This is a genomic window from Streptomyces sp. NPDC102490, from assembly GCF_044765285.1.
In the GTDB taxonomy this organism is placed as follows: domain Bacteria; phylum Actinomycetota; class Actinomycetes; order Streptomycetales; family Streptomycetaceae; genus Streptomyces.
The window spans coordinates 171,150-196,079 of the sequence record NZ_JBIWJU010000008.1 but is presented as its reverse complement, the minus strand read 5'-3'; the positions used below and the strand labels follow the sequence as shown (position 1 = coordinate 196,079).

Here is a 24,930-nt window from a genome sequence, read left to right as displayed (position 1 = left end):
CGTGCTTCATCTCACCTCACCAGGCGCGCGCCGTCCGCACGAGCCAGTCGTGCGCCGCCCGCGCGGTGAACTCCTCCTGACCCCCGCGCACCAGCAGCCCCGCGGTGGCGAACTCCGGGGCGTCGGCCTGCGCCGCGACGTACGGGATCGCGATGCAGCGCATCCCGGCGGCGTACGCGGCGGCGGCACCGGGAGCCGCGTCCTCCAGGACCACACAGCGGGCCGGTTCCGCGCCCAGCCGGCGGGCCGCCTCCAGGAAGACGTCGGGGGCGGGCTTGCCCCGCGCCACCTCGTCGGCCGAGACGACCGTGCGCAGGTGCGCGTCCAGGCCGGTGCGGCCCAGGATCGCCGCGATGGCCTCGGGTGACGAACCCGACGCCACCGCCATCGGTACGCCCTCGCCCGCCAGCAGCTCGACGAACGTCCGCATCTCGGGGTAGGCGCGGGCGGAGCTGCCGGCGAGGTCCAGGTAGTGGCGGTTCTTGACGGCGAGCAGCTCCTCGACCGTGGCCCGCAGCCCGTACCGCCGCTTCCAATCGGCCACCGTCTCCCGGGTGCTGATGCCCACGTACGCCTCGTGGTCGGCCCAGGTGAAGTCCGGGACGCCGTACGCGGCGAGGGTGCGCCGACCCGCTTCGTAATAGTTCGGCTCGCTGTCCACGAGTGTTCCGTCGAGATCGAAGATGACCGAGATGCCGCCGAGCGGGCCCATGGTGCTCATGGCGTCCAGGATGCCAAGGATCACCTGCGGGCCGAGCGCCCGATCGACTCCACGAGCGGGAGCAGCCGGTGCGGCACCCGCTCGCGCAAGGCCACCTCGCTGCGGGTGCGGACCACGCCCGGCAGGCTGATCAGCTTCTGCACCACGTCCTCCAGGTGCGCGTTGTCGCGGGCCACGACGCGGGTCAGCAGGTCCCCGCCACCCGTGATGGAGAAGGCCTCGACGATCTCCGGCACCGCCGCCAGCGCCTCGCCCACCTCGTCCAGATGGCCCTGGGTGACCTCGATGTGCACGAAGGCGAGCACCGGGTGGCCCAGCGCGGCGGGGGAGAGGGACGGCGCGGTACCGGTGATCACGCCGTCGCGCTCCAGGCGGTCCAGCCGGGCCTGGAGGGTGCCGCGGGCGATCCCGAGGAGGCGGGCGTACTCCCGCACGCTGGTGCCCGGCTGCCGGAGCAGCAGCCGCAGGATGCGGGTGTCGAGTTCGTCGACGGCCATCGCGGGTACGGCCCCCCTCTCGTCGGCCATTGGCTCTCCGGTGGCCGCAGGCAAGTCCTGATCACTGTACCAATGGCCCACTTCGGTAGCGGCCTGTTGAGCCAGTGGTGGCAGAGGTGCTCCTATAGGGGTGTCGATGGCGCTGCGGACCCCGCGGCGCCTTTTGCGTGCGGGGACTTCCCGGCCGGTGGGCCCGAGTGAGCGAGGGGGCGGTAATCAGTGCTGAAGAAGGTGTTCGTGAGCCCGGACCCGGGACGGACCCGACTGCGGTTCGCCGCCCGGGCCGTCCTCGGTATCGGGCTGGCCGTCGTGGTGTGCGGGCTGGCCGGTACCTCCCTGGTCGGCGCGATCATCGGCGGCCTGGCCGCCCTGCTCGCGCTGTTCACCGTCACCGACGCCACCGTGCGCGGCCAGGCCGTCACCACCGCGCTGCTGCCGGTCACCGGGCTGCCCGTGCTCACCGCCGCCGCCGCGCTGCACGACTTCCCCGTGGCCCGCGACCTCACCTTCCTCGCCGTCGTCGGAGCCGGCGTGTACGCGCGCCGCTGGGGCCCGCGCGGGCACAGCCTCGGCGTCTTCGCCTTCATGACCTTCTTCATCGCCCAGTTCCTGCACGCGACCACGGACCGGCTGCCCGAGATGTTCGCCGCCGTCCTGCTGTCGGTGGCCGCCGCCGCGGCGGTGCGCTTCGGGCTGTGGTGCTACGAGCGCGGCCGGCCCGCGCCCGCCGTGCCCGCGCCGCCCGCCGGCACCGGGCTGGCCCGCATCACCACCCGGCAGGCCGTGCAGGCCACCGCGGGCGCCGGTTTCGCCCTGGTCGTGGGCCAGCTGGTGTCCGGCGACCGCTGGTACTGGGCCGTCGGCGCGACCTGGTGGGTGTTCGTCAACACCACTTCGCGCGGCGAGACGCTGGTGCGCGGCTTCCGCCGGGTCCTCGGCACGGTCGTCGGCATCGGCCTGGGCTTCCTGATCGCCGTGCCGGTGGCCGGGTCCTCGGTGCCCACCGCCGTGCTGGCCGCCGCCTGCGTCTTCGGCATCTTCTACACCGCCGCAGTCTCCTACACCTGGATGATGCTCTGCGTGACCCTGCTCGCCGAGCTGCTGTACGGCCTCCTGGGCGTCCTCAGTCCCGGCCTGCTCGCCCTGCGGATCGCCGAGACCGGCGTGGGCGCGCTCGGCGCCGCGCTCGCCGTGCTCTTCGTCCTGCCCGTCACCACCCACGCCGTCACCGACGTCTGGATCCAGCGCGCGCTGCGCTGCGTGCACGCCTGCACCGCGGAGGCCGCCGCCCGCCTCGCCGGGACCGAGGGCGCCGACCCGGCGCCGCGCGTGGCGGAACTCGAGCAGCTGCTGGGCCGGGTGCGGCTGTCGGTCGCCCCGCTGGTGCACCCGCTGAGCCCCATGCCCGGGCGCAGGCGGCGGGCCCGCCGGGTCCTCGACCTGCTCGACGACTGCGCCCGGGAGATCCGCGGCCTGGTCGCCGTCGCCGCCGACCCCGAAGCCTCGCACGACGCCCGGCTGGCCGCCGCGTGCTGGCGGGTCGAGGCCGCGGTCGAGGCACTCACCGGCGGGGGCGACGTCCCGGCCCGCGCGGGCGGCCCGCGTGCCGCCGAACCCGCGCTGGCCCACCTGCACGACCTGGAACACGCCCTCGCCGAACTCGCCGCCCCGCTGCGCAACCCCTCCGGTTCACGCCTGGCCGGCGCCTGACCCGGCCCGCTGCCCGGCCGCTCCCGCGGCACCCGTTTGGTCTAGACCGCAAGTGATCGACTGCTACCGTCGCTCCGGGGCGGACGATCAGGGTCGGCGCTCCAGGCGACGCAGGGCGAAGCGGGACGAGAGGGGCAGCGGTGACGGACGGCGGCAGGCGGCAGCGGCGGGCATACATCGGGTCGTTCACGGCGGCCGGCGGCCCCGGGATCCTGACGGCGACCGTCGCCCCCGGCAGCGGCGCCCTCACGGTCGTGAGCGGCACGGCGGGGCTGGCCGACCCCTCCTACCTGGCCCTGGCACCCGACGGGGACACGCTCTACGCCGTCAGCGAGACGACCGAGGGCGCGGTGGCCGCCTACCGGGTGAGCGGGGACAGACCCGAGCCCACCGGGCGACCGGTACCCGTCGAGGGCGACGGACCGACCCACCTCAGCCTGTACGCCGGGCACGTGCTGACCGCCAACTACGGCTCCGGCACCGTCACCGCCGTACCGCTCCGCCCCGACGGCACCCTCGCCCGCTCCGCGTCCGGCGTCCTGCGGCACACCGGCTCCGGCCCGCACGCCCAGCGGCAGCAGGGGCCGCACGCCCACCAGGTGCGGCCCGATCCCAGCGGGCGGTGGGCCGTCAGCGTGGACCTCGGCACCGACTCCGTGCGGGTCTGCACCCTCGCGGACGGCGCCCCCGCCGTGCACCGGGAGACCGCCCTGCGCCCCGGGTCGGGGCCGCGGCACCTGGCCTTCCACCCGGACGGCTCGCACGCCTACGTCCTCAACGAACTGGCGCCCACCGTCACCGTCTGCCGCTGGGACGCCGCCGACGGCGCGCTCAAGCCCCTCACCGAGGTGCCGGTGCTGCCGGGGGCCCCGGCGGGGGACGCCTATCCGTCCGGCGTCGCCGTCTCGCCCGACGGCCGCTTCGTGTGGACCGCCACCCGCGGGGAGGACGTCCTGTCCGTGCTCGTCGTGGAGCCGGACGGACTGAGGCTGTCCGCCACCGTGCCCTGCGGCGGACACTGGCCCCGCGACATCACCGTGGCGGACGGCTTCCTGTACGCGGCCAACGAGCGCTCCGGAGACGTGACCTGGTTCGCCCTGGACCCGACCACCGGCATCCCCCGCCGCACCGGCTCCCTCGCGGTCCCAGCAGCCTCCTGCGTGATCTTCGCCCCGGCGTAACGCAGACGTGCCTCAGAGCCGCGGGCAGTCGTGCCGCCGGGGCGGCACGGGTGGGCGCGGCGGCACCCCCGTCACGCCGGCCAACAGCTCCGCACCCGGCCACGCCGAAGGGGCCCGCTCCTCACCCGGAGCGGGCCCCTTCACACAGGTCGAAACGCGCAAGCGCACGCGCCCCTCACCGAACCGGCGCCCCCTGCGCCTGCTGCGGCGAGATGCCCAGCGCCGTCGTGTACTTGGCCAGCGCCAGCTTGCCGATCGCCGGGTACGGACCGAGCGGCTCGGCGGTGGAGCAGCCCGCCTCCTTGGCCGCCTCCTCCAGCACGGAAGCCTCGATCTCCGGACCGATCAGGTACGGCGCCAGCGCCAGCTGCTGGGAGCCCGAGGAACGCAGCTGCTCGGCCACGGACGCGATCGAGCCCTCCTCGTCCAGCGCCGCCGCGATCACCGGCACGGCCAGGCGCGCGGCGAGCAGCATGCCGGTGATCCCGGCCGCCTGGACGGCCTCGTCACCACCGACGGAGGCGAGGATGATGCCGTCCGCGGCGGTCGCCACGGTGAACAGGCGGGCACGGTCGGCACGGGCGAGACCGGCCTCCGAGAGCCGCACGTGCAGGGCCTCGGCCAGCAGCGGGTGCGGTCCGAGCACATCGGTCAGCTCGGCCGCGATCCTGCTGTCCATCACGGCCTGCCGGATCCGGCGCAGCAGCGCGTTGTCCGGCCCGGCCAGCAGCGGCACGACGACCGCGACGGGGCCCTCGGGCTCCTGCACGTCCAGGCCGGCGGCGCGCGCCTGCTCGAAGCGGGCGGTGCGCTCCTCGGCGGCCCGGACGAGCACGGTGGTCAGGGAGGGGAACTCGGCGTCGTCGTCCCCGTCGAGGTGGCCGATCCGGGCGTCGAGCCCGGGCAGCTCGGAACGGGCGATGCTGATGACCTCGTCGGCGAGGCTTCGGGTGGCGCTGCTGGGCCTCCCCGGCACCGCGAGGACGAGCGCCGGCGCGCCCTCGGGAGCCACCAGTGGTTCGGGACGGCGGTGCCGTCCGGGCTGGCGGGGGCGCGGCATTCGTACGGGCAGGCCGGACGCGGGCCCAGTGGGGGAGCTCATGGCGCCGCATGTTACTGGTTTCCGGGGTTTCCCTGTTCGGGGAGGGTGCGGGTGAGCGGTATCCGTCCGGTTTTGTCTGAAGAGTGATGTACGGATCGGCCGACATCGGCACGATTCACCTCACCGGTGGACCACTTCTCAGCCGCCCGGCACGGTCGTCACCCACAGCATTCCGTCATCACTCGGAAGGGTGAGTGAGCGGGTCGCCAGGCCGGTCGCGATCCGGACCGCGCCGTCCAGCGGATCGCCCTCCGCGGTCGTCCACCGCGCCCGCGGCAGCCGCTTCGCCAGCTCCGCTGCCAGCGGTGCGAGGAGCGGATCGCCGAGCCGCCGCAGCCCGCCGGTGACCGCGACGAGGGGCTCACCCTCGGCTGGGCAGACCGCGGCGGCCGATTCGGCCAGGTGCCGGGCGGCGGCCCGCAGGATCTCCGCCGCGACCGGGTCGGCGGCCGCACACGCCGCCACCTCCGGCGCGAAGGAGGCCAGGACGGCCGGACGGTCGGACCGCGGATACACCTGCCCGGGCAGTCCCGCCGCCGGGCCGAACCGCTCCTCGGCGCGGGCCAGCAGCGGTGCGGAGCCGCCCGCCCGCCCGTCGTGGGCGCGCAGCGCCGCCTCCAGGCCAGCCCGCCCGATCCAGGCGCCACTGCCGCAGTCGCCCAGCAAATGCCCCCAGCCGTCCGCCCGCCGCCAGCGCGACAGATCGGTGCCGACGGCGATCAGGCCGGTACCGGCGGCCACCACCGCCCCGGCCCGCGGACCGAGCGCGCCCACGTACGCGGTCACGGCGTCGGCGGCCAGGGCGACCGTGCCCACGCCCAGCTCCCGGGCCAGGGCGCCCGGCAGTTCGGCGCGCAGTGCGTCGCCCAGCGTGGCCAGCCCGGCGGCCCCGAGGACGACGGTGCCGAGCCGGGTGACGCCGGTCTCGGCGGCCAACGCCCTGGCCATGGGCAGCAGTTGCCCCATCAGATGCCCGGGGTCGATCCCGCGCGCACCGGTGCGGACGGGCTCCCGCGAGACACGCCGGCCGAGCGGGCCGGGTCCGTTGCCGTCGGCTCCGAGGGCGCCGACGGCGACGCGCAGCCCCGAGCCGCCGGAGTCCACGGCCAGGAAGCCGGTGCTCACGGCAGGCGCCAGTCGACCGGCTGACCTCCCAGGCGCATCAGCAGGTCGTTGGCCCGGCTGAACGGACGGGAACCGAAGAAGCCCCGGTCGGCCGACATCGGCGACGGATGCGCCGACTCCACGGCCGGCAGGTCACCGAGCAGCGGCCGCACATTGCGGGCGTCGCGGCCCCAGAGGATGGACACCATCGGCTTGCCGCGCGCCGCCAGCGCCCGGATCGCCTGCTCGGTGACCTCCTCCCAGCCCTTGCCGCGGTGGGCCGCGGGCTTGCGCGGGGCCGTGGTGAGCGCCCTGTTGAGCAGGAGCACGCCCTGCTGCGTCCAGGGCGTCAGATCCCCGCTGGAGGGCTGCGGGAGATTCAGGTCATGGCTCAGCTCGCGGAAGATGTTGACGAGGCTGCCGGGCAGCGGGCGTACCTCGGGCGCGACGGAGAACGACAGTCCGACGGCGTGCCCCGGCGTGGGATAGGGATCCTGTCCGACGATCAGGACCCGTACGTCGTCGAAGGGCTGTTGGAAGGCCCGCAGGACGTTCGCCCCCGCCGGGAGGTAGGTGCGTCCGGCGGCGATCTCCGCGCGCAGGAACTCACCCATCGCGGTGATCCGCCCGGCGACGGGTTCCAGGGCCTTCGCCCAGCCCGCTTCGACGATTTCGTTCAAGGGTCGTGGTGCCACGGGCGTCACCCTACTGCCGTACGGGTGACGCCGATCAACCGGTGGCCAAGGCCGGTCCCCCCGGTCCGGTTCATCCGACGACCGCGGCCCGCACGCACAGCACGTCGGGCAGGTGGGAGGCCAACTGCCGCCAGCTGTCGCCGTCGTCGGCCGACGCGAACACCTCGCCGTTGCGGTTGCCGAAGTACACGCCGGCCCGGTCCGCGTCGTCGGTGGACAGCGCGTCGCGCAGCACTGTGCCGTAGTGGTCCTCCTGGGGCAGGCCCGCCGAGAGCGGCTCCCAGCTCTTGCCGGCGTCCGAGGTGCGGAAGACCCGGCACCGGTGGTCCGCGGGCACCCGGTCGGCGTCGGCGTTGATCGGGAAGACGTACGCCGTGTCGCCGCGGTGCGGGTGGGCGGCGACCGCGAAACCGAACGTGGAGGGCAGGCCTTCGCCGATGTCCGTCCAGTGGCCGCCCGCGTCGTCGCTGCGGTACACCCCCCAGTGGTTCTGGAGGTACAGGCGGTCCGGGGTGGCCGCGTCCCGCGCGACCTTGTGCACGCACTGGCCGAACTCCGGGTCGGGGTCCGGCAGGAAGACGGCGGAGACGCCCGAGTTCGACGGCGCCCAGCTCGCGCCGCCGTCGGCGGTGCGGAAGACGCCCGCGGTCGACACGGCGACCGTCACCGACCCGGGGTCGCGCCGGTCGGTGAGGACGGTGTGCAGCCCCTCACCGCCACCGCCCGGCACCCACTTGGACCGCGTGGGGTGCTCCCACAGCGGGCGGACGAGCTCGAAGCTCTCACCGCGGTCCTCCGAGCGGTACAGCGCCGCCGGTTCCGTGCCCGCGTACACCACGTCCGGCTCGGCGGCCGCCGGGTGCAGCTGCCACACCCGCTCCAGGGAGGCGCCGGTGTCCTTGGGGAACTTGACGGCGGGCGCGGCCGGTTCGGTCCAGGTGCGGCCCAGGTCGTCGGAGTGGAACACCGACGGCCCCCAGTGCGCGCTGTCCCCGCCGGCCAGCAGCCGCGGGGTGTCGCCGCGGGTGTCGAGGGCGACCGAGTAGACCGCCTGTGCGTTGAAGTAGGGATTCTCGTCGAACTCCCAGGTGCCACCCCGCCGGCGCCCGATGAACAGGCCCTTGCGGGTGCCCACGGCGAGCAGTACCTCGGTCATGCCGATCACCTCCGCGGCGTCCTCGTCGACGCCTTCGTCTCGGACACGGGCCAGTCTGCACCCAGCCACTGACAGTCACCCCTGGAAAGGGTGTCGCCCCAGGTCAGGTGGTGGTGTCGGGTCCGCTCGGAGGTGTCTGGGCGGCGGCCGTTCAGCTCTCGCCCGGCAGGGCCCGGTCCAGGATCCCGTCGAGGCCGGCCGTGTCCGGCAGCGTGCCGAAGGAGTGCCCCCAGTCGCCGCCGAGCCTGCTCGCGCAGAAGGCGTCGGCGACGGCCGGCGGGGCGTGCCGGACCAGGAGGGAGCCCTGGAGGGTGAGGGCCATCAGCTCCACCAGGCGGCGGGCACCGGTCTCGGACGCCTCGCCGAGCCCCGCCCGGAGCCGGGCCACCGCCGCGTCCAGCCGGGCGTCGGCCCCACGTGCCAGGGCCAGTTCCTCGAAGAGCGCGTGTGCGCAGGCGGGGGAGCGGCCCAGCGCCCGCAGCACATCGAGGGCGTTGACGTTGCCCGAGCCCTCCCAGATCGACAGCAGCGGCGCCTCGCGGTAGTGGCGCGGCATGCCCGACTCCTCCACGTAGCCGTTGCCGCCCAGGCACTCCAGGGCCTCCGCGGTGAACGCCGGACCCCGCTTGGTCACCCAGTACTTGCCGACGGCGGTGGCGATCCGCCGGAACGCCGCCTCCCCCTCGTCCCCGCGCACGGCACGGTCGGCCGCGCCGGCCAGCCGCAGGGTGAGCGTCGTCGCGGCCTCGGACTCCAGCGCGAGGTCGGCCAGGACGTTGCGCATCAACGGCTGGTCCACCAGCCGGGCGCCGAACGCGCTGCGGTGCCGCACGTGGTGACCGGCCTCGACGAGGGTCTTGCGCATCAGCGTCGCCGAGGCCATCACGCAGTCCAGCCGGGTGCAGTTGACCATCTCGATGATCGTCTTGACGCCCTGCCCCTCGGGCCCGACCAGCCAGGCCACCGTCCCGTCGAACTCGGGCTCCGAGGAGGCGTTGGACCGGTTGCCGAGCTTGTCCTTCAGGCGCTGGACGCGGAAGGTGTTGCGGGTGCCGTCGGGCAGCACACGCGGCACCAGGAAGCAGGACAGGCCCCCGGCCGCCTGGGCCAGCACCAGGAACACGTCGCACATCGGCGCCGACGTGAACCACTTGTGCCCGCGCAGCGTGTAGACCCCGGGCTCGGCGGTCGGACGGGCCGTCGTGGTGTTCGTACGGACGTCCGAGCCGCCCTGCTTCTCGGTCATCCCCATGCCGGCCAGCAGACCGCGCTTGTCCGTGGGTGTCCGCAGCCCCGGTTCGTACTCCCGGGAGGTCAGCAGCGGCTCGTAGACCTCCGCCAGCTCCGCCTGGGCGCGCAGGGCCGGGACGGCCGCGTACGTCATCGAGGTCGGACACCCGTGCCCCGCCTCCGTATGGCCCCAGACCAGTCCGCCGGCGGTCCGCGCGACGTGCGCGCCCGGCCGTTCGTCGGCCCACGGGGCCCCGGCCAGGCCCTCGCCGACCGCGACCCGCATCAGGTGGTGCCAGCTCGGGTGGTACTCGACCTCGTCGACCCGGTTGCCGTACCGGTCGTGCGTGCGCAGCACGGGCTCGTGCCGGTTCGCGAGGTCGCCCCAGTCCTGCGCCTCGGCGCTGCCCGCCCGGCGGCCCAGCCGCCGCAGACCGTCCTCGGCCCACCCGGCGCCCTCCCGCCGCACCCCCTCCAGCAGGGCCGTGTCGTCGGACGCGTCGTAGGGGGCCAGGGGAGGGGGCTGGTTGGTGACCTCGTGCGTCGCGTGGCCCTCCGGACCGCCCCAGGGCTCCTCGGACGGCTCGTAGGACTCGTACGGCGGTTCCTGCGCGAGTGTCGTCATGCATCGAGTGTTGCACTCCCCCTGCGACCGCAGCAATAGTGCAACATCGTGGGCGCACGTACAGTACGTGCTCATGTGGACGAACGACACGTGCCCGCGCGGATGAGCGGTTCCGGGGCCGCCGGTGGCCTCACCCTGCGTCCGCTGTCCGCGCGGTCGGTGGTCCTGAGCCTGCTGCTCGGCGCGCACCCCCCGGAACTGCCGGCGCGGGACCTGGTACGGCTCGTGGAGAGGTTCGACGTCGGCGCCTCCACCGCCCGCGCGGCGCTGAGCCGGATGGCCGCCGCCGGGGACCTGCGCCGCACGGACACCGGCTACCGGCTCAGTGAGCGGCTGCTGGAGCGTCAACGGCGCCAGGACGAGGCACTGCGCCCGCACACGCGCGCGTGGGACGGCGACTGGGAGACCCTCGTGATCACCGCGACGGGGCGCGGTCCCGCCGCCCGTGCCGAACTGCGCACCGGGCTGACCGCCCTGCGCCTGGCCGAGCTCCGCGAGGGCGTCTGGCTGCGCCCCGCCAACCTCGACCGCCCGCTGCCCGCAGGCCTCGACGGGGTGGCCGAGCGGCTCGTCTCACGCCCCGAGGCCCCGGCCCGCGACCTGGCCGCGCGCCTGTGGCCGCTAGGCGACTGGGCGGACACGGCACGGGCGCTGCTCGCCCAGGTCGACCGGGCCCGACGTCCGGCCGACCGTCTCACGGCCTTCGCGGCCGTCGTGCGGCACCTGCTCGCCGACCCGGTGCTGCCCGCGGAGCTGCTCCCGCCCGACTGGCCGGGCACGGACCTGCGGGACGCCTACGCGCGCTACCAGCGGGAGCAGTCCGGACAGGTCCGGGCGCACGGCACCCGGACCTGACGCGTCACTTGTAGGTGATGTCGGACGAGGAGTACTTGCAGTACGTGCCGTCGGCGCCCGAGCCGTTCGAGTCCGGCTCGTCGCCGTCGTCGTTGCCGATGTACTTCTGGCACGGGACGATCTTCCTGCTGCTGTCCCCGACGATCGTGATGTTGCGCAGGGTCGCGCTGTCGCCGTAGTTGGTGTTGATGCCGGCGATCCTGCTGCCCTTCCAGGTCACCTCGATGCCGCTGAGGTTGATCGTCCGCTTGTACTGCGTCGAGCAGTTGCCGCACGAGCGGACGAAGGTGCCGAAGTTCTTGACGGCGAAGCCGGAGACGTTCAGGGTGCCGGCGCCGTTGAACTGGAACACCTTGTCACTGGCCTCCTTGGCGCCGCCGCCCGAGACGGTGTAGACGTTCGACGACGAGGAGCCCCGGAAGGTCGCCGCGTCCTCGCCGACGTCCTCCCACCAGACGTTCTGGAGTGTGCAACTGCCCTTGCAGTGGACGCCGTCCGCGGCCGGGGCACCGATGATCACGTTCTTGAGGACGGCGCCGGGGGCGAGTTCCAGGATCGGACCCTGGTCCTCGTCCTGGCCGCCGGAGCCCAGGTCGCCGGTGCCGTACAGGCGCTTCATCCCGTAGTCCTTGGTGCCGGACACCGAGATGGTGGCGGAGACGCCTTCACTGCCGTTGGGGGTCGGCCAGGTGGCGGCGTGCGCCGAAGAGGCTCCGGAGGTCATGAGCATGCCAACCGAGAGCCCGAGGGCGGCGAGCCCGCCGGTCACCGCGCGCCCCGGTGCGCGAAGGGGTTTCGAGGCGGTCATGTTCTGATCCCTTCCATAGGGAGTGGGGGTGGAACGGAACATGTACGTGAACGCTGTGCTCCACCATGACCGACTTCGTGAACGTGGGGGCACGCTGGTGGGGAATGTCGGGCCCCACACGTTCGTGACGGTCATGCTGATGAACGGACCGTAGAGGGCAAGCGCTTTCTAGTCAACGCCTCGCGCACAACCCCGCCTCACGTGGCCCAGCCGTACTGGTCCGGCATCCGGGCGTCCACGCCGAGTTCCCGCGCCGCGTGCTGGGCCCAGGACGGATTGCGCAGCAGCTCGCGCCCCAGCAGTACCGCGTCGGCCTCGCCGTTGGCCAGGATCTTCTCGGCCTGTGCGACGTCGGTGATCAGGCCGACGGCGGCGACCGGCAGCGTGGTCGCGGCCTTCACGCGTGCGGCGAACGGCACCTGGTAGCCGGGCCCGGTCAGGATCCGGACGCGCGGGACGTTGCCGCCGGTGGACACGTCGAGCAGGTCGATGCCGCGGGCCTGGAGGTCCCGGGCGAAGCGGACGGTGTCGTCCGGCGTCCAGCCGCCCTCCTCCAGCCAGTCGGTCGCCGAGACGCGGAAGAACAGCGGCTTGCCGTCGGGCCAGACCTCCCGTACCGCGTCGACGACCTCCAGGGCGAACCGAGTGCGGTTCTCGTACGACCCGCCGTAGGCGTCGGTGCGGTGGTTGGAGTGCGGCGAGAGGAACTCGTGGATCAGGTAGCCGTGGGCGCCGTGGATCTCGGCGACCTCGAAACCGGCGGCCAGTGCCCGGCGCGCGGCGTCCGCGAACCGGCCGACGACCTCCTGGATCTGCGGGACCGTCAGCTCGGTCGGCACCGGGTGCCCCTCGTCGAACGCGAGCGCGCTGGGGGCCAGCGGCTGCCAGCCGTGGGCGTCGGCTCCCACCGGTCCACCGCCCTTCCATGGCTGCGCGGTGGAGCCTTTGCGCCCGGCGTGAGCCAGCTGGACCCCGGGAACCGTGCCCTGGGAACGCAGGAATCCCGTGATCCGGCGGAACGCCTCGACCTGCGTGTCGTTCCACAGCCCGAGATCCTGCGGGGAGATGCGCCCCTCGGGCGACACGCCGGTGGCCTCCACGACGATCAGGCCGGTGCCGCCCACCGCGCGGGCGCCGTAGTGCGCGAAGTGCCAGTCGCCGGGCACGCCCGTCGACGGGCCTTCCGGCGCGGCGGAGTACTGGCACATCGGCGACATCCAGATCCGGTTGGGGATCGTGGTGTCACGGAGCCGGAGGGGCTCGAAAAGGGCACTCATGGCGGGCTGCTCCTGGGACGCGGCGGGTCGGGACGGCTAGTACGGTAACTCTCGTAGTACGTCGAGTGTCAAACTACGGCGTCCTTCGTACAATGGGAAACCCCGAAGCCCCTCCTGACCGGTGGGACCCCTGGACCAACTGGAGTCGCCGTGACCCCCGCCGCCACCGCCGGCCCCCGCGAGCTGCCGCATCCGACGCGTGGCGAGATCCGGCTGGAGGGCGTGCTGCACGCGCTCTCCGACCCGGTGCGGCTGCGGATCGTGCGCGACCTCGCCGCCGACAGCGGCGCGCTCTTCTCCTGCTCGCACTTCGACCTGCCGGTCACCAAGTCCACCACCACGCACCACTTCCGGGTGCTGCGCGAGAGCGGGGTGGTCCGGCAGACCTACCGGGGCACGGCCAAGATGAACGGCCTGCGCAGGGACGACCTGGACGCCCTCTTCCCCGGGCTGCTCGACGCCCTGCTGGCCGCGGCCGCCCGCCAGGCCGCCGTCGTGGGGAGCGACTGACCCCCAGGGTTCACCGTGCCTCGACGGGGTGCGCTCCGCTGACAGGGTGCCGCCCTCGGTGAACGAAGCGTGTTCCGTTCGTATGGAATGTGATCATTCGGTTACGTTGCGTATGTGCTCGAAGCATCCTTCGTTGATCGTTCTCTTCAGCTTTCCGACCGCTGTCCGGACGACGGTGAGATGACCGTGCGGCACGCCTGGGTGGTGAGCGAGGGCTCCACCACGACGTCGTGGTTCGACGTCCGGCTGGCCTTCGCCGACGGCGCCCGGGTGGACGCGCTCGCCGTGCTGTGCGGTGGGGACGTGCGGGTCGAGGATGTACGGGCCCGGCCGCCGCTGTCCCTCGACGACCTGGCCGTGCTCGCGGAGTGGCTGGAGGACTCCCTGTACGAGGCCTGTGTCCCGGCCCCCGCCCGGCGCGCGCCGACCGCGTCGCGGCGGGCCCGGCCCGCGTGGCCGCGAGGCCGGGAGGGACGCAGGCTCGTCGCCCAGGAGTACCGGACGGCCCGGGAGGAGGGTGGCGACCCGGTCCTCGCGGTGATGCGCGCGACCGGGCACAGCAGACGCAGGTCGCTCAGGCTGATCGGCCAGGCCCGCGACGAGGGGTTCCTGACGCCGCGTCGCGCGCGCCGCTGAGACCCGCCCGCGGGACCGTCCCGCCGCCGGTCCGCCGCGCCGTCACAGCATCGCGCGCATGCGGGAGATCTCGCTCGTCTGCTGGGCGACCACGTCGTCGGCCATCTCCTCGATCAGCACGTTGTTGCCCTCGGACTTCACATCCGTGGCCATGCTGATCGCGCCCTCGTGGTGGGTGATCATCAGGGTCAGGAAGAGCTGGTCGAAGGCCTTGCCCTCGGCCGCGCGCAGCTTCTTCAGCTGTGCCTCGGTCGCCATGCCCGGCATCGCGGCGTGCTCGTGCCCGCCGCCCTCCACCTTCTCGCCGTGGGTCCCGAGCCAGCCCTCCATCGCCTTGATCTCCGGCCCCTGCGCGGCCGAGATCCGTTCCGCCAGCTTCTTGACCTGGCCGGACTCGGCCCGGTCCGGCGCCAGTTCGGTCATCTTCAGCGCCTGGGCGTGGTGCTTAATCATCATCCGCGCGTAGGAGACGTCCGCCGAGTTGGGGGTGTCGTCGTCGGCGCGCTGCTTCCCGGCGTCCTCTGCGGACAGGGTCCGGTTGCCCTCGCCCGGCTTGCCCGGCGCGATCACCGAGGGCCCGGCGGCGGCCGCCGAACCGCTGTCCGAACCCGAGTCGCAGGCCCCCAGTCCGAGCACGGCCAGTGCGGTCAGCGAGGCCGTGACGAGTGACGCGCTGGACATCGCGGGGCGAAAGGACACAACGACCTCCTGTGGCTGGGGAGCCCCTCCGAGGGAGGGATGCGGAGCACCTTGTGGGTGCGATGACCGTCCTAGCACGCTTCCGCTCGTCACTGATCAAAAAACTTCATTGCGAGTTTGTTGCCCCCTGTTGGTATGAGCATGGCGACGACGATACTGCGTGGTGCGTGAACCGTTCCGCCGGGAACGGACGTTGGGAGGAAACAGTGACCCTGTTGAGCGACCCGCGAACGCGGCGCAGACGCCTCGGAGTCGCGGCTGCCGCCGCCGGACTCCTGTCCGCGCTGCTCACCGCCGGCCCTGCCGTGGCCACCCCCGACCCCGGGGACGGTCCGGCCACGTCGAAGGAGGTGTCCAAGAGCGCGCGCGCCGAGGTGCGCGACGCCATCGAGAGCGGTGAGATACCCGGCCAGGACGAGATCGTCCACTCGGACAACATCGAGCACCTGACCAACATCCCCAAGGACGCGCTGCCCGGCACCAACTCGGACCTGGCCTTCCAGGGCCGGTACGCGTTCGCCGGGAACTACGACGGCTTCCGCATCTTCGACATCAAGAACCCGAAGAAGCCGAAAACCGTCGCCCAGGTGCTGTGTCCGGGCTCGCAGAACGACATCTCCGTCTCCGGGGATCTGCTGTTCCTGTCGACCGACTCCTCGCGCAGCGACAGCAGTTGCAACAGCACCACGCAGCCCGCGACCGAGAAGTCCTCCTGGGAGGGCATGAAGGTCTTCGACATCAGCGACAAGCGGAACCCGAAGTACGTCGCCGCCGTCGAGACCGCCTGCGGCTCGCACACCCACACGCTGGTGCCGGAGCGGAAGAACGTCTACATCTACGTCTCCTCCTACTCGCCGAACGCCGCCTACCCCGACTGCCAGCCGCCGCACGACGGGATCTCCGTGATCAAGGTGCCGCGCGAGGCACCCGAGCGGGCCGCCCTCGTGGGCTTCCCCGTGCTGTTCCCCGGTGAGGGCCCCGACGGCGGCGGCAACCCGGGCGGGCCCACCAACCCGGGCGTCTCCAAGACCACCGGCTGCCACGACATCACCGTCCTGCCCTCCGAGGACCTCGCCGCGGGCGCCTGCATGGGCGACGGCATCCTGTTCTCCATCAAGGACCCCGAGCGCCCGAAGGTCATCGACCGCGTCCAGGACAACGTGAACTTCGCGTTCTGGCACTCGGCGACCTTCAACCAGAAGGCGGACAAGGTCGTGTTCACCGACGAGCTGGGCGGCGGCGGCGCCGCCACCTGCAATGCGGAGATCGGCCCGAACCGCGGCGCCGACGGCATCTACGACATCGTCGGCCGGGGCGAGCACCGCAAGCTGGTCTTCCGCAGCTACTTCAAGATCCCGCGCCACCAGGCGGACACCGAGAACTGCGTGGCCCACAACGGCTCGCTGATCCCGGTCAAGGGCAAGGACATCATGGTCCAGGCCTGGTACCAGGGCGGCGTCTCCGTCTGGGAGTTCACCGACTCCTCGCGGCCCAAGGAGATCGCCTACTTCGAGCGGGGTCCGCTGACCACCGACACGATGACCACCGGCGGTTCCTGGTCGGCGTACTACTACAACGGCTACATCTACTCGAACGACATCGCCAAGGGCTTCGACGTGCTCAAGCTCAGCGACCGGCGCACCGACCCGGCCAAGCGGGTCCACCTGTCGGAGCTCAACACGCAGACGCAGCCGGACTACTTCGACTGAGCGGTCCGGTCCGTCCGGTCCGTCCGGTCCTGCGGCTCCACCCGGTCCGGCCGGTCGAGCACGCCGGTCGCGAAGAACCGTGACAGGTCCGGGTCGCACGTCGTCCCGCCGGGCGCCTCGGCGTCCGGCGGGACCCCCAGCTTCCAGTCCAGCCGGTAGCGCTCGAACAACTCGGCGCGCAGCTCCGGCACCGGCATCGGCACCCCGGGCACCAGAGCCGCGAAGACGGCGCCCATCAGCTGCGCGCGCAGCATCGGGTAGTCGCGGTCGACGTCCCGCGAGCCGTGCCGGGCCACCGTGTCCCTCAGCAGCTCAGCCAACCGCCGCTGCTCCGGGCACGGCACGAAGCCCACCTCCGCCTGGAGCAGGCCCGCCATGTGCTGGCGCATGAGCACCGGCCGGTCCCGGGCGAGCCCCAGGATCGCGTCGATGGCCCGCGCCAGCCGCTCGCGGCCCTCGCCGGTGCGCGGCTCGCGCTCCAGGGCCTCCTCCAGGGTGCGGTGCATCAGCCGGTGCACGGCGGACTGCACCAACTGGCGCTTGCCGGGGAAGTAGTACGACACCAGCCCGCGCGCGGAGCCCGCACGGTCCGCGATGTCGCCCAGCGTGGTCGCCTCGTACCCGCGCTCGCCCACCAGCTCCACGGCGGCCTGCAGGAGACGCTCCTTCGAGCGCCGCCGCAATTCTTCATTGACCGAGGCGCTGCGCGGGGACATGCTGTACTCCTGCGTTGACTGGCTGGCAGCCAACTATACTCGGCGCAGGCGGTCGGTCCTCCGGGACCGTTCCGGCTACCGTCTGTCTCGGGCGACACGGGGGATCGTCCGAGACGGACGGGACCACCCGATGGTTGCCTCGGGCTACGGGCGTTCCGTCACCGGCAAGTGGTCGACGAAGTGCGTCCCGCAGCCTCGCGCTCAGCACCTCGGCGGCGTCGGCGTACGGGCGCCACGCGCTCGGCGGCACGTGCCGCTCGTGCAGCGCGTCGTGCGGGTCCGGCACCCGCAGCGGCAGTGCACCGCGCCGTTGGCCAGCGCTCCCGCTCGCTGGAGCGTCTCGGCGGCCCGCGCCGACTCCGGTGCGGCGAGCTCCGGTCCGGCACCGTGGAGTGCCGTGCGCAGCCGATCCCGGGGGTGCTCATGGATGCCGGCGCCGGTGCACCTGTACCGCGAGCGCCACCACCAGGGCGCCCAGGAGCCAGCCGCCGAGGACGTCCGTGGTCCAGTGCACGCCGAGCCACACCCGGGTCACGCCGACCCCCACGACGGAGACCACGGCGACGGCGAGGCCGGTACGGCGCAGGTCGCGGCCGACGCCGTAGTGGTGGAGCAGCCACACCAGCAGGCCGCACACGAACGTCGCGGTCATCGCGTGCCCCGAGGGGAAGGCCGCGTAGTGCGCGGAGTCCACGGGATCAGGCCAGACCGGGCGGGGGCGGTCCACCGCCGCCTTCAGGACCTGTTGCAGCAGGCTGCCCAGCAGACAGGTCGCCCCCAGCCACACGGCCGTCCACCGGTCCGCCCGGCGCCACCACAGCCACAGCACCACCACCGCGCACAGCAGGCGCATCGTCCAGGTGTCCCACACCCAGTCGGTGAGGATGCGCATGGCGTGGGTGATGCCGCCCTCTTCGACGGCCCAGCGGTGGGTCGTGCCGCCGATGTCCTCGTCGAACCGCACCAACGGGCGCCATTCGACGGCCACCAGGGTGAGCAGGAGGACGGAGCACACGGCCAGTACCCAGGTGACGCGGAGGGCGGTGCGTGGCTGTGGCGGGGCGGGCGGGGAGTCGACCGGCGGCGTCTGCATGCTGCGATCCTCGCCGAACCGACGCCTGTGGGGCCACTGTCGCGGCGGGGTAGCCCCTAGGGGGTGTCGTTCGGATCTCGCCGGGGTCGCGGGGTCCGGCACGCACATCTGCGGCGTTGTCGTCGGTTGCCAGGGCTCCGCCCTGGCGCCCTCCTCCGCCTTGCAGCTGCACGCACCGGACCCCGCTCGGGTCGGTGGCAAGGCGCCGTCGCCGGGAGCCGGCCTGATCCGAACGACACCCCCTAGCCCAACGCCCGCAGTCCCGGTGCGAATGCCAGCAGGACCGGGACGGCCGGAACCAGTGCGCCCGCGGCCGTCAGGCGCAGTTTCCGGGCCGCCGTCAGTCGGTTCGGCGGGGTGAGCAGGCGATGGACCCGCTTCGGGACGTCGGCCCGGGCGGTCGGGCACGGGCCGAAGACCCCGCGGTCCTCGTTGAGTTCGACCAGCGCCAGGGCGGTCGTCAGCCGGCCGAAGCGGCGGGAGGCCACGTCGTCGGCGGCGAGTTCGACCAGGCGGTGCATCTCGTCGCGGAACGCGGCGAAGACCGGAACCTGCGGAAATCCGTCGGCCAGCGCGGCGGAGCAGTGCAGCAGCCAGTCGTGCCGCGCCTGCGCGTGCCCCTTTTCATGGGCGAGCACCGCGTCCAGCTGACGGCCCTTCAGGCGGCGCAGCGCGGCGGTGGTGACCACCAGTTGAGGGGGAGTGCCGGGCAGCCACCAGGCGTCCGGCCTCTCGCCCTCCAGGACGACGAGCCGCCCCGGGCCGGGCTCCTCGCCGGGCAGCAGCGGAGCGCGCAGCCGCAGCTCCGCCCGGCGCAGCCGGCGCCGGGAGCGGGCCCGTACGACCTCCCGGGTCAGCATCACGGCGCTCCACAGCCCAGCGCAGGCCAGCGTGACCGCGGTGGTGTCCGCCCAGAGGCCGGAGGTGCCCAGGGCGTAGGCCTCGACCACCGGTCCGGGAGCGGTCGCGAAGACGGGACCGCCCACCGCGTGCCAGGCCGCCGCCGCGCTCAACGTCATCGACAGCGCGCAGCACACGATCACCGCCGCCACCACGCACTGCCAGACCCACAGGGCGACCACCGGTTCGCGGTCCGGCCAGTCGGCCCGGGCGAGCAGCCTGGGGGCGAGCACGGCGGTCAGCGCGCCGAGCAGCAGCAGTGCCGCGGGGAGAATCATGGGGGCAGCCTATGAGCGCCACCTCGTCGGCAGTACGGCCCGAGGCGCAAAGTGACGCAGGCAACGATCGCGCACGGCGGGGGACCTGGGCAGGCCCGGCCCGGGCGGCGGCCGCGGGTGTCACAGGGGGAGCAGCATGGCCAGCATTCCGATCGCCATGGAGAGCCGGCAGGCCCGCGCCAGCTCCGGCCGGTCGCCCCACCCGGCCGCCGCGCTGCCGCCGGCCACCGCCACGACGGGTATCAGACGTACGCCGGTCAGCAGCACGTAGCCCGTGAAGTAGAGCAGGAGCGCCCCGGTCAGCACCGGTGTGCCGGACGCGCCGTGCCCGTGCGCGTGGGCGGGGGAGCCGGCCATCGCCAGCGCCATGTAGACCATGGCCGCGGCTCCCACGAGGTGGTGCAGGTGATGGCGCCCGGTCCGGGCCGCCCACAACGCCCGCAGCCCGGCGGCCCCGAACACCACCGCGTAGGCGGGCCAGATCCACGCCGGTGGGGTGAACACCGCGGCGGGCACGGCCATGGCGGCCATGCCGAACCCCATGAGCGCCTCGCCGCCCGCGGCGCGGCGCTGCTCCTCGACGCTGCTGCGCATCCGCAGCAGGCAGTAGGCGCCGGTCGCCGCGCACAGCGCGACCAGCAGCCATCCGGGCGACGCCGGTCCGTGCACACGCACCTCCCCGTTCGGCGGTCCACGGTCTGTCAAGGACTGCCCGGACCATGCGGCGCGCACGCGAGCGCAAGGGTGTACGCGGGGGCATCCGGGGGAGCGTGCGCGCTTGGAGCGGTGGATCGGCGCTGGTCGGTGACGAGGAGCACACTCGCACTTCGATTTGATTTACTGGTAAAACACTTGTTAATCTCCCCCGTATGAGCAGTGCGACCCCCACCTCCGGCACCTCACCGGTGCGACGTCTGTCCCTGGCAGGCGTGCTGCGCCTGCGCCGGCCCTCCGAGATCTGGTTCAAACCCGCCCTCAGTTCGGTCGCCGCCGTCGCCCCTCCCAACCTGCTCCTGCTGGTGCTCGGCCGGCTCGACCTGGCGATGTACACGATGGCCGGGTCCCTGTGCGCGCTCTATGCCCACAACCGCCCCTACGCCGCCCGCGCCCGCACCCTGGCGTGGGTGGTGCTCGGCATGATCGGCGGCCTCGCCGTCGCCCTGCTCACCGCCTCGCTCACCCGGAACGCCGTCGTCCTCGTCACCGTCGGCGCGCTGCTGGCCGCCGTGCAGAAGACCCTGTGCGACGCCACCCGCGTCGGCCCGCCGGGCAACGTGGTCCTGACCTTCATCAGCTCCGCCGCCCTGTTCATTCCGCAGACCCTCGGCCAGGTCCCCGGCCACCTGGCGCTGGCCGCCGCAGCCGGCGTCTGGGCCTGGCTCGTCGGCATGGCACCCGCCCCGGTCCGCCCGCACGGCCCGGAACGCCGGGCCACCGCCCAGGCCCTGAACGCCGCCGCCGCGTACGCCGCCTCCCACGGCACCGGCGAGGACCACACCCCCGCCCGCGCCGCCGGATACGCCGCCGTCCAGGCCGCCTGGCAGACCCTGCTGGCCCTGCCGACCACGGGCGCCCGCGCCACCACCCGGCACGCCCTGGAACGCCTCGTCGTCCGTGCCGAGGTCGCGCTGGCCGCCCCCGCCGACACCGACCCGGAGCTGCTGCGCGCCTGGGCCCACGCCCTGCGCGGCGGCGGCCGCATCCCCCGCACCGGCGACGCCCCGGAGGACCGGAACGAACTCCTCGGCGTGGACGCCGAACTCGCCACCCGCCCCGCGCCCCTGTGGCAGCGGCTCGGCCCGCTGACCCCGATCGCCGCACGCACCGCCCTCGGCTGCGCGCTGGCCGGGTACGCCTCCCTCGCCCTCGGCATCGGCCGCCCTTACTGGGCCCTGGTCACCGCCGCCGCGCTCTACCAGGTGAACCTGACCCTGACCTGGACCCGGGCCGTGCAGCGCGTCGTCGGCAACCTCGCGGGGGTGCTGCTGTTCGCCGCCATAGCCCCGCTCGCGCACCTCGGGCAGGCGCTGCTCGTCCTGTGCTGCCTCGCCCTCAACTTCGGCGCCGAGGCCCTCATCACCCGCAACTACTGGCTCGGCAGCGTCTGCGTCACCCCGATGGCCCTGCTCGTCACCGAGTTCGCCGGCTACCAGGCTCCCGGGGACCTCATGACCGAGCGGGCCGTGGACACCCTCGTCGGGGCCCTGGTCGGCTTCCTCGCCGCCGTCGTGGTCACCAACCGGCGCGCCGGGAACCGCGTCGAACAGGCGGTGACCGCGGCCGACCGCGCCCGGGAGCGCGCCGCGCGCCTGCTCGCCGAACCGGCCCCCGCCCCCGGCGCCCTGGAGGCCGCCCGCCGGGGCCTGGCCGCCGCGCTGACCGACCTGCGGGCCACCGCCGACGGGGCGGCCGGTGAATGGTGGGGGCGCGCGCTGCCCCAGGAGAGGGTCGTGCTCGCCGAGCGGTCCGGACACCGTACGCTCGCCGAGGCGGTGCGACGCCAGGCAGTGCGTCCGGACCGGGACGCGGGCACCAGAACGGAGGACGTACGGCCATGACCGCAACCGACGGGGGAGCGCACGGCGGAGGAGCCGGTGACGGCGGGACGGGGTCCGGCGGCGACACCGTGGCCGCGGTCGTACGTCAGTGGCGCGCCGTGCACCCGAACCTCGACACCGGGCCGATGGAGATCATCGGGCGCATCAACCGCTGCGCCGCCCTCCTCCAGCAGGCCGAGGACGCCCCGCTGCGCCGGGCGGGCCTCAGCCGCGCCGAGTTCGACCTGCTGGGCGCGCTGCGCCGCACCGGGCACGAGCTGACCCCCGGGGAGCTGGCCCGGGAGACCTTCTCCTCCGGCGCCGCCGTCACCAAGCGCCTCAAGCAGCTCACCGAGCGCGGCCTCGTCGAGCGGCGCGGCGACACCCGCGACCGCCGGGTCGCCCACGTCCGCCTCACGGACGCCGGACGCGACCTCGTCGACGGCATCCTTCCCGAACAGCTCGCCTACGAGTCGGCCGTCCTGTCCGGCGTGGACGCGCCCCGGCAGGACGAGCTGGCGGCGCTCCTCGGCGGGCTGCTGGGGCAGTTGGAGGGCCGTCTGGACGCCTTGCGGGCCTGAGCGCCCCGTGGGCCCCCGTGGGGTGGTCGGCCGTGCGTGGGCGGGGCAGTGGTTGTCGCCCTCCGGTGGTCGGCGAAGGTCGCGGGCCTTGCCGGTCCTGTCCGGTCGTGGACGGCCCTCGGCAGGACGAGCCGGCGGCGCTCCTCGGCGCGCGGGTGGGGCTGCGCTTGGCGCCGTCTGGCGATCGGCGAAGGTCGCGGGCCCTTGCCGGTCCGATCCGGAGGGGACGCATCCCGGCCGAGCGAGCCGGCGGCACTCCTCGCGGACCGCTGGGTCACTTACGAGAGGCGCCGCCCCGTGCACGCTGCGGGCCTGAGCGCCGCCCCGGCTCCTGTGCCTGCCCGCGGGGGCCTCCCGAGCGCCGGGCGGATCAGCGCTCGTCGCCCGCGCGTCGGGCCGATCAGCGTTCGTCGCCCGCCCGGTACACGCCGAACATCGCGCCCTGCGGGTCCCGCAGCACCGCGATGCGCGGTCCGTCGGGCACGGAGGTCGGCTCCATGAGCACGGTGCCGCCGCCGTCGGTCGTGTCGACCGCGGCGGTGTCCACGTCCGCCACCGCGAAGTACGGCAGCCAGTGCGCCGGTACCTCGTGCGGGAACTTGTCGTCCATGGCCACCATGCCGCCGAAGTCCGCCCCGTCGATCCCCCACTGCGGATAGCGGTCCGAGGCGCCGACGCTCCAGCCGAACACCGTCGTGTAGAAGTCGGCGGCCCGGTCGGGCTCCCGGGTCAGCAGTTCCACCCAGCCCAGCGAGCCCGGCGCGTTGAACAGCCCGGCACCGGGGAACGAGCGCGCCTGCCACACCTGGAACACCGCCCCGGTCGGATCGGCGGCCACCGCGAACCGGCCCGCGTCGAAGACGTCGGTGGGCTCCTGGAGCACCGCCCCGCCGGCCGCCGTCACCTGCCGTACGGCCGTGTCCGCGTCGCGCACGGCGAACGACACGTTCCACGCGACCGGCTGCCCCTGCTGGTACAGCGGCGTCAGGGCGGCGACCGCCGCGTCGTCGAGTCGGGCGATCGTGTAGCCGCCCGCCTGCTGCCGCGGGTCCGGCTCCGGATACCAGCCGAACAGCTTGGTGTAGAACCGCTTGGCCGCTGCCAGATCGGTGGTCCCCAGCTCCGCCCAGCAGGGCCCGCCGGTCACCGGTTCGTGGAGCTTCATCGCGCTGGCGTCCTTCCGCCGGGGCCGCAGACCGTCCGTCCCCCTCCAGCACGCTAAGCCCGGTCCGGGGGCGCGGCCATCCGGCGCGTACGCGCCCCGGCAGCGGTGTCTCCCCGGCGGCTCAGATCCCGGGCCGGTAGCGCAGCGGATGCTCCGCGGGCACCTCCACCAGCACGATCCGGGTGCCGTCGGGGTCCGCGATCCACATCTCCACCAGCCCCCACGGCTCCTTGACCGGCGGCCGTACGATCTCGACCCCCTTGGCGCGCAGTTCCTCGTGGGCCGCCGCCGCGTCCTCGACCTGGAGCCACAGGACGAGCCCCGGGGTGAGGGGGGTCTCGGAGCGTCCCGAGACCTCCAGGAATCCACCGCCGAGGAAGTAGACGGTGCCCCGCTCCGGACCGGTGCCGAACTCCCGGTGGACGGCGAGGCCGAGCTGCTCGCCGTAGAAGGCGCGCGAGCGGTCGGGGTCGGTGGGGCGGAGCAGGGTCCGGCTGCTGAGTACGTGCACCATGCCTCCCGACCCTAGGGGACCACCGACGGCGTTACGCTCATCGGTGCCCGCGCCGTGCCCGAGACCGAACCGGAGACGCCCCATGGACACCGCCGCCAGCCCGCTGACCTACCGCGACGCCACCGACGCCGACGTCGACGCGCTCGTGGCGCTCATAGAGTCCGCGTACCGGGGCGACGCGAGCCGGGCCGGGTGGACCACCGAGGCGGACATCCTCCAGGGACAGCGCACCGACCCGGAGGGCGTGAGGGGGGTCGTTAAGGCGCCGGACAGCCGCCTGCTGACGGTGGAGCGGGACGGCCGGATCGTGGCCTGCTGCCAGCTGGAGCACCGGGGGACGCACGCCTACTTCGGGATGTTCGCCGTCAGCCCGGCCCTCCAGGGCGAGGGACTGGGCAAGACGATCATCGCGGAGGCGGAACGGCGGGCCCGCGCGACGTGGGGCGTCACCGAGATGCACATGACGGTGATCTCCGTGCGCGAGGACCTCATCGCCTGGTACGAGCGGCGCGGCTACCGCCGTACGGGAGAGATGACCCCCTTCCCGTACGGCGACGAGCGCTTCGGCATCCCGCAGCGCGACGACCTCCAGTTCGAGCTGCTGGTCAAGCCGCTGGTGTGACGCGCCTCC

25 protein-coding genes are annotated in these 24,930 nt (G+C 73.7%); 9 read left to right on the top strand and 16 right to left on the bottom strand.

Annotated elements, in window-relative coordinates:
- Nucleotides 1-16 precede the first annotated feature (16 nt).
- Both ACIRGB_RS19965 and ACIRGB_RS19960 read right to left on the bottom strand, forming a co-directional pair.
- Entirely contained in the window at nucleotides 17-712 is a 696-nt protein-coding gene (locus ACIRGB_RS19965) for an HAD family hydrolase (RefSeq protein WP_403867167.1), read from the bottom strand.
- A 29-nt stretch (nucleotides 713-741) separates the two neighbouring features.
- Nucleotides 742-1,218, bottom strand: coding sequence for an Lrp/AsnC family transcriptional regulator (locus ACIRGB_RS19960; RefSeq protein WP_403867164.1), 477 nt, complete (start codon nucleotides 1,216-1,218; stop codon nucleotides 742-744).
- Between the two features lie 219 nt (nucleotides 1,219-1,437).
- Between ACIRGB_RS19960 and ACIRGB_RS19955 the strand changes: the two genes are divergently transcribed.
- On the top strand, nucleotides 1,438-2,928 hold the full coding sequence (locus ACIRGB_RS19955; RefSeq protein WP_403866453.1) for an FUSC family protein: 1,491 nt from the start codon (nucleotides 1,438-1,440) through the stop codon (nucleotides 2,926-2,928).
- Between the two features lie 140 nt (nucleotides 2,929-3,068).
- Nucleotides 3,069-4,109 carry a lactonase family protein gene (locus ACIRGB_RS19950; RefSeq protein WP_403866450.1) on the top strand — a complete coding sequence of 347 codons (1,041 nt, stop codon included), beginning with the start codon at nucleotides 3,069-3,071 and terminating at the stop codon, nucleotides 4,107-4,109.
- Between the two features lie 175 nt (nucleotides 4,110-4,284).
- Here the strand turns inward: ACIRGB_RS19950 and ACIRGB_RS19945 are convergent, their stop codons facing one another.
- The 5 genes from ACIRGB_RS19945 to ACIRGB_RS19925 form a co-directional block, all read right to left on the bottom strand.
- Nucleotides 4,285-5,211: a sirohydrochlorin chelatase gene (locus ACIRGB_RS19945; protein WP_403866447.1), complete on the bottom strand. Its 927-nt coding sequence runs from the start codon at nucleotides 5,209-5,211 to the stop codon at nucleotides 4,285-4,287.
- A gap of 138 nt (nucleotides 5,212-5,349) precedes the next feature.
- Nucleotides 5,350-6,336, bottom strand: coding sequence for an N-acetylglucosamine kinase (locus ACIRGB_RS19940; protein ID WP_403866445.1), 987 nt, complete (start codon nucleotides 6,334-6,336; stop codon nucleotides 5,350-5,352).
- A complete protein-coding gene (locus ACIRGB_RS19935; RefSeq protein ID WP_403866442.1) occupies nucleotides 6,333-7,010 on the bottom strand; it encodes a uracil-DNA glycosylase in 678 nt (225 codons plus the stop codon). The genes ACIRGB_RS19940 and ACIRGB_RS19935 overlap by 4 nt, the downstream gene beginning before the upstream one ends.
- A 70-nt stretch (nucleotides 7,011-7,080) precedes the next feature.
- Nucleotides 7,081-8,235: a WD40/YVTN/BNR-like repeat-containing protein gene (locus ACIRGB_RS19930; protein ID WP_403866439.1), complete on the bottom strand. Its 1,155-nt coding sequence runs from the start codon at nucleotides 8,233-8,235 to the stop codon at nucleotides 7,081-7,083.
- Between the two features lie 82 nt (nucleotides 8,236-8,317).
- Nucleotides 8,318-10,021: a DNA alkylation response protein gene (locus ACIRGB_RS19925; protein ID WP_403866436.1), complete on the bottom strand. Its 1,704-nt coding sequence runs from the start codon at nucleotides 10,019-10,021 to the stop codon at nucleotides 8,318-8,320.
- A gap of 102 nt (nucleotides 10,022-10,123) precedes the next feature.
- Here ACIRGB_RS19925 and ACIRGB_RS19920 point away from each other — a divergent pair, with 102 nt between their 5' ends.
- The gene (locus ACIRGB_RS19920) at nucleotides 10,124-10,876 is read left to right on the top strand and encodes a PaaX family transcriptional regulator C-terminal domain-containing protein (RefSeq protein ID WP_403867161.1); all 753 of its coding nucleotides are present in this window, start codon (nucleotides 10,124-10,126) and stop codon (nucleotides 10,874-10,876) included.
- A 4-nt stretch (nucleotides 10,877-10,880) separates the two neighbouring features.
- Here the strand turns inward: ACIRGB_RS19920 and ACIRGB_RS19915 are convergent, their stop codons facing one another.
- Nucleotides 10,881-11,684, bottom strand: coding sequence for a pectate lyase (locus tag ACIRGB_RS19915; protein ID WP_403866434.1), 804 nt, complete (start codon nucleotides 11,682-11,684; stop codon nucleotides 10,881-10,883).
- Nucleotides 11,685-11,881: 197 nt separating this feature from the next.
- Nucleotides 11,882-12,961, bottom strand: a complete 1,080-nt coding sequence (locus ACIRGB_RS19910) for an NADH:flavin oxidoreductase/NADH oxidase (RefSeq protein WP_403866431.1) — start codon at nucleotides 12,959-12,961, stop codon at nucleotides 11,882-11,884.
- A 150-nt stretch (nucleotides 12,962-13,111) separates the two neighbouring features.
- Here ACIRGB_RS19910 and ACIRGB_RS19905 point away from each other — a divergent pair, with 150 nt between their 5' ends.
- Both ACIRGB_RS19905 and ACIRGB_RS19900 read left to right on the top strand, forming a co-directional pair.
- A complete protein-coding gene (locus ACIRGB_RS19905; RefSeq protein ID WP_403866428.1) occupies nucleotides 13,112-13,471 on the top strand; it encodes an ArsR/SmtB family transcription factor in 360 nt (119 codons plus the stop codon).
- A gap of 180 nt (nucleotides 13,472-13,651) precedes the next feature.
- Nucleotides 13,652-14,107, top strand: a complete 456-nt coding sequence (locus ACIRGB_RS19900) for a DUF6214 family protein (RefSeq protein WP_403866425.1) — start codon at nucleotides 13,652-13,654, stop codon at nucleotides 14,105-14,107.
- Nucleotides 14,108-14,149: 42 nt separating this feature from the next.
- Here ACIRGB_RS19900 and ACIRGB_RS19895 read toward each other — a convergent pair whose 3' ends face one another.
- Nucleotides 14,150-14,806: a DUF305 domain-containing protein gene (locus ACIRGB_RS19895; protein ID WP_403866422.1), complete on the bottom strand. Its 657-nt coding sequence runs from the start codon at nucleotides 14,804-14,806 to the stop codon at nucleotides 14,150-14,152.
- 206 nt (nucleotides 14,807-15,012) lie between these two features.
- Here ACIRGB_RS19895 and ACIRGB_RS19890 point away from each other — a divergent pair, with 206 nt between their 5' ends.
- Nucleotides 15,013-16,515, top strand: coding sequence for an LVIVD repeat-containing protein (locus tag ACIRGB_RS19890; protein WP_403866420.1), 1,503 nt, complete (start codon nucleotides 15,013-15,015; stop codon nucleotides 16,513-16,515).
- Here the strand turns inward: ACIRGB_RS19890 and ACIRGB_RS19885 are convergent.
- From ACIRGB_RS19885 to ACIRGB_RS19870, 4 genes are all read right to left on the bottom strand, one after another.
- Nucleotides 16,503-17,231: a TetR/AcrR family transcriptional regulator gene (locus ACIRGB_RS19885; RefSeq protein WP_403866417.1), complete on the bottom strand. Its 729-nt coding sequence runs from the start codon at nucleotides 17,229-17,231 to the stop codon at nucleotides 16,503-16,505. The two genes, ACIRGB_RS19890 and ACIRGB_RS19885, sit on opposite strands and share 13 nt — an antisense overlap.
- 421 nt (nucleotides 17,232-17,652) lie before the next feature.
- Nucleotides 17,653-18,324: a phosphatase PAP2 family protein gene (locus ACIRGB_RS19880; protein WP_403866415.1), complete on the bottom strand. Its 672-nt coding sequence runs from the start codon at nucleotides 18,322-18,324 to the stop codon at nucleotides 17,653-17,655.
- Nucleotides 18,325-18,566: 242 nt separating this feature from the next.
- The gene (locus ACIRGB_RS19875) at nucleotides 18,567-19,502 is read right to left on the bottom strand and encodes a M56 family metallopeptidase (RefSeq protein ID WP_403866412.1); all 936 of its coding nucleotides are present in this window, start codon (nucleotides 19,500-19,502) and stop codon (nucleotides 18,567-18,569) included.
- Between the two features lie 120 nt (nucleotides 19,503-19,622).
- The gene (locus ACIRGB_RS19870) at nucleotides 19,623-20,171 is read right to left on the bottom strand and encodes a DUF5134 domain-containing protein (protein WP_403866409.1); all 549 of its coding nucleotides are present in this window, start codon (nucleotides 20,169-20,171) and stop codon (nucleotides 19,623-19,625) included.
- Between the two features lie 200 nt (nucleotides 20,172-20,371).
- On the opposite strand from ACIRGB_RS19870, the gene ACIRGB_RS19865 reads away from it, so the two are divergent.
- Both ACIRGB_RS19865 and ACIRGB_RS19860 read left to right on the top strand, forming a co-directional pair.
- Nucleotides 20,372-22,060: an FUSC family protein gene (locus ACIRGB_RS19865; protein ID WP_403866406.1), complete on the top strand. Its 1,689-nt coding sequence runs from the start codon at nucleotides 20,372-20,374 to the stop codon at nucleotides 22,058-22,060.
- Nucleotides 22,057-22,620, top strand: a complete 564-nt coding sequence (locus tag ACIRGB_RS19860) for a MarR family winged helix-turn-helix transcriptional regulator (RefSeq protein ID WP_403866403.1) — start codon at nucleotides 22,057-22,059, stop codon at nucleotides 22,618-22,620. Before ACIRGB_RS19865 ends, ACIRGB_RS19860 begins: the two co-directional genes overlap by 4 nt.
- Before the next feature lie 400 nt (nucleotides 22,621-23,020).
- On the opposite strand, the gene ACIRGB_RS19855 is transcribed toward ACIRGB_RS19860, so the two are convergent.
- The gene (locus ACIRGB_RS19855) at nucleotides 23,021-23,785 is read right to left on the bottom strand and encodes a VOC family protein (protein WP_403866400.1); all 765 of its coding nucleotides are present in this window, start codon (nucleotides 23,783-23,785) and stop codon (nucleotides 23,021-23,023) included.
- A 121-nt stretch (nucleotides 23,786-23,906) separates the two neighbouring features.
- Nucleotides 23,907-24,299, bottom strand: coding sequence for a VOC family protein (locus ACIRGB_RS19850; protein ID WP_403866397.1), 393 nt, complete (start codon nucleotides 24,297-24,299; stop codon nucleotides 23,907-23,909).
- 82 nt (nucleotides 24,300-24,381) lie between these two features.
- Here ACIRGB_RS19850 and ACIRGB_RS19845 point away from each other — a divergent pair, with 82 nt between their 5' ends.
- The gene (locus ACIRGB_RS19845; protein ID WP_403866394.1) at nucleotides 24,382-24,921 is read left to right on the top strand and encodes a GNAT family N-acetyltransferase; all 540 of its coding nucleotides are present in this window, start codon (nucleotides 24,382-24,384) and stop codon (nucleotides 24,919-24,921) included.
- Nucleotides 24,922-24,930 lie beyond the last annotated feature (9 nt).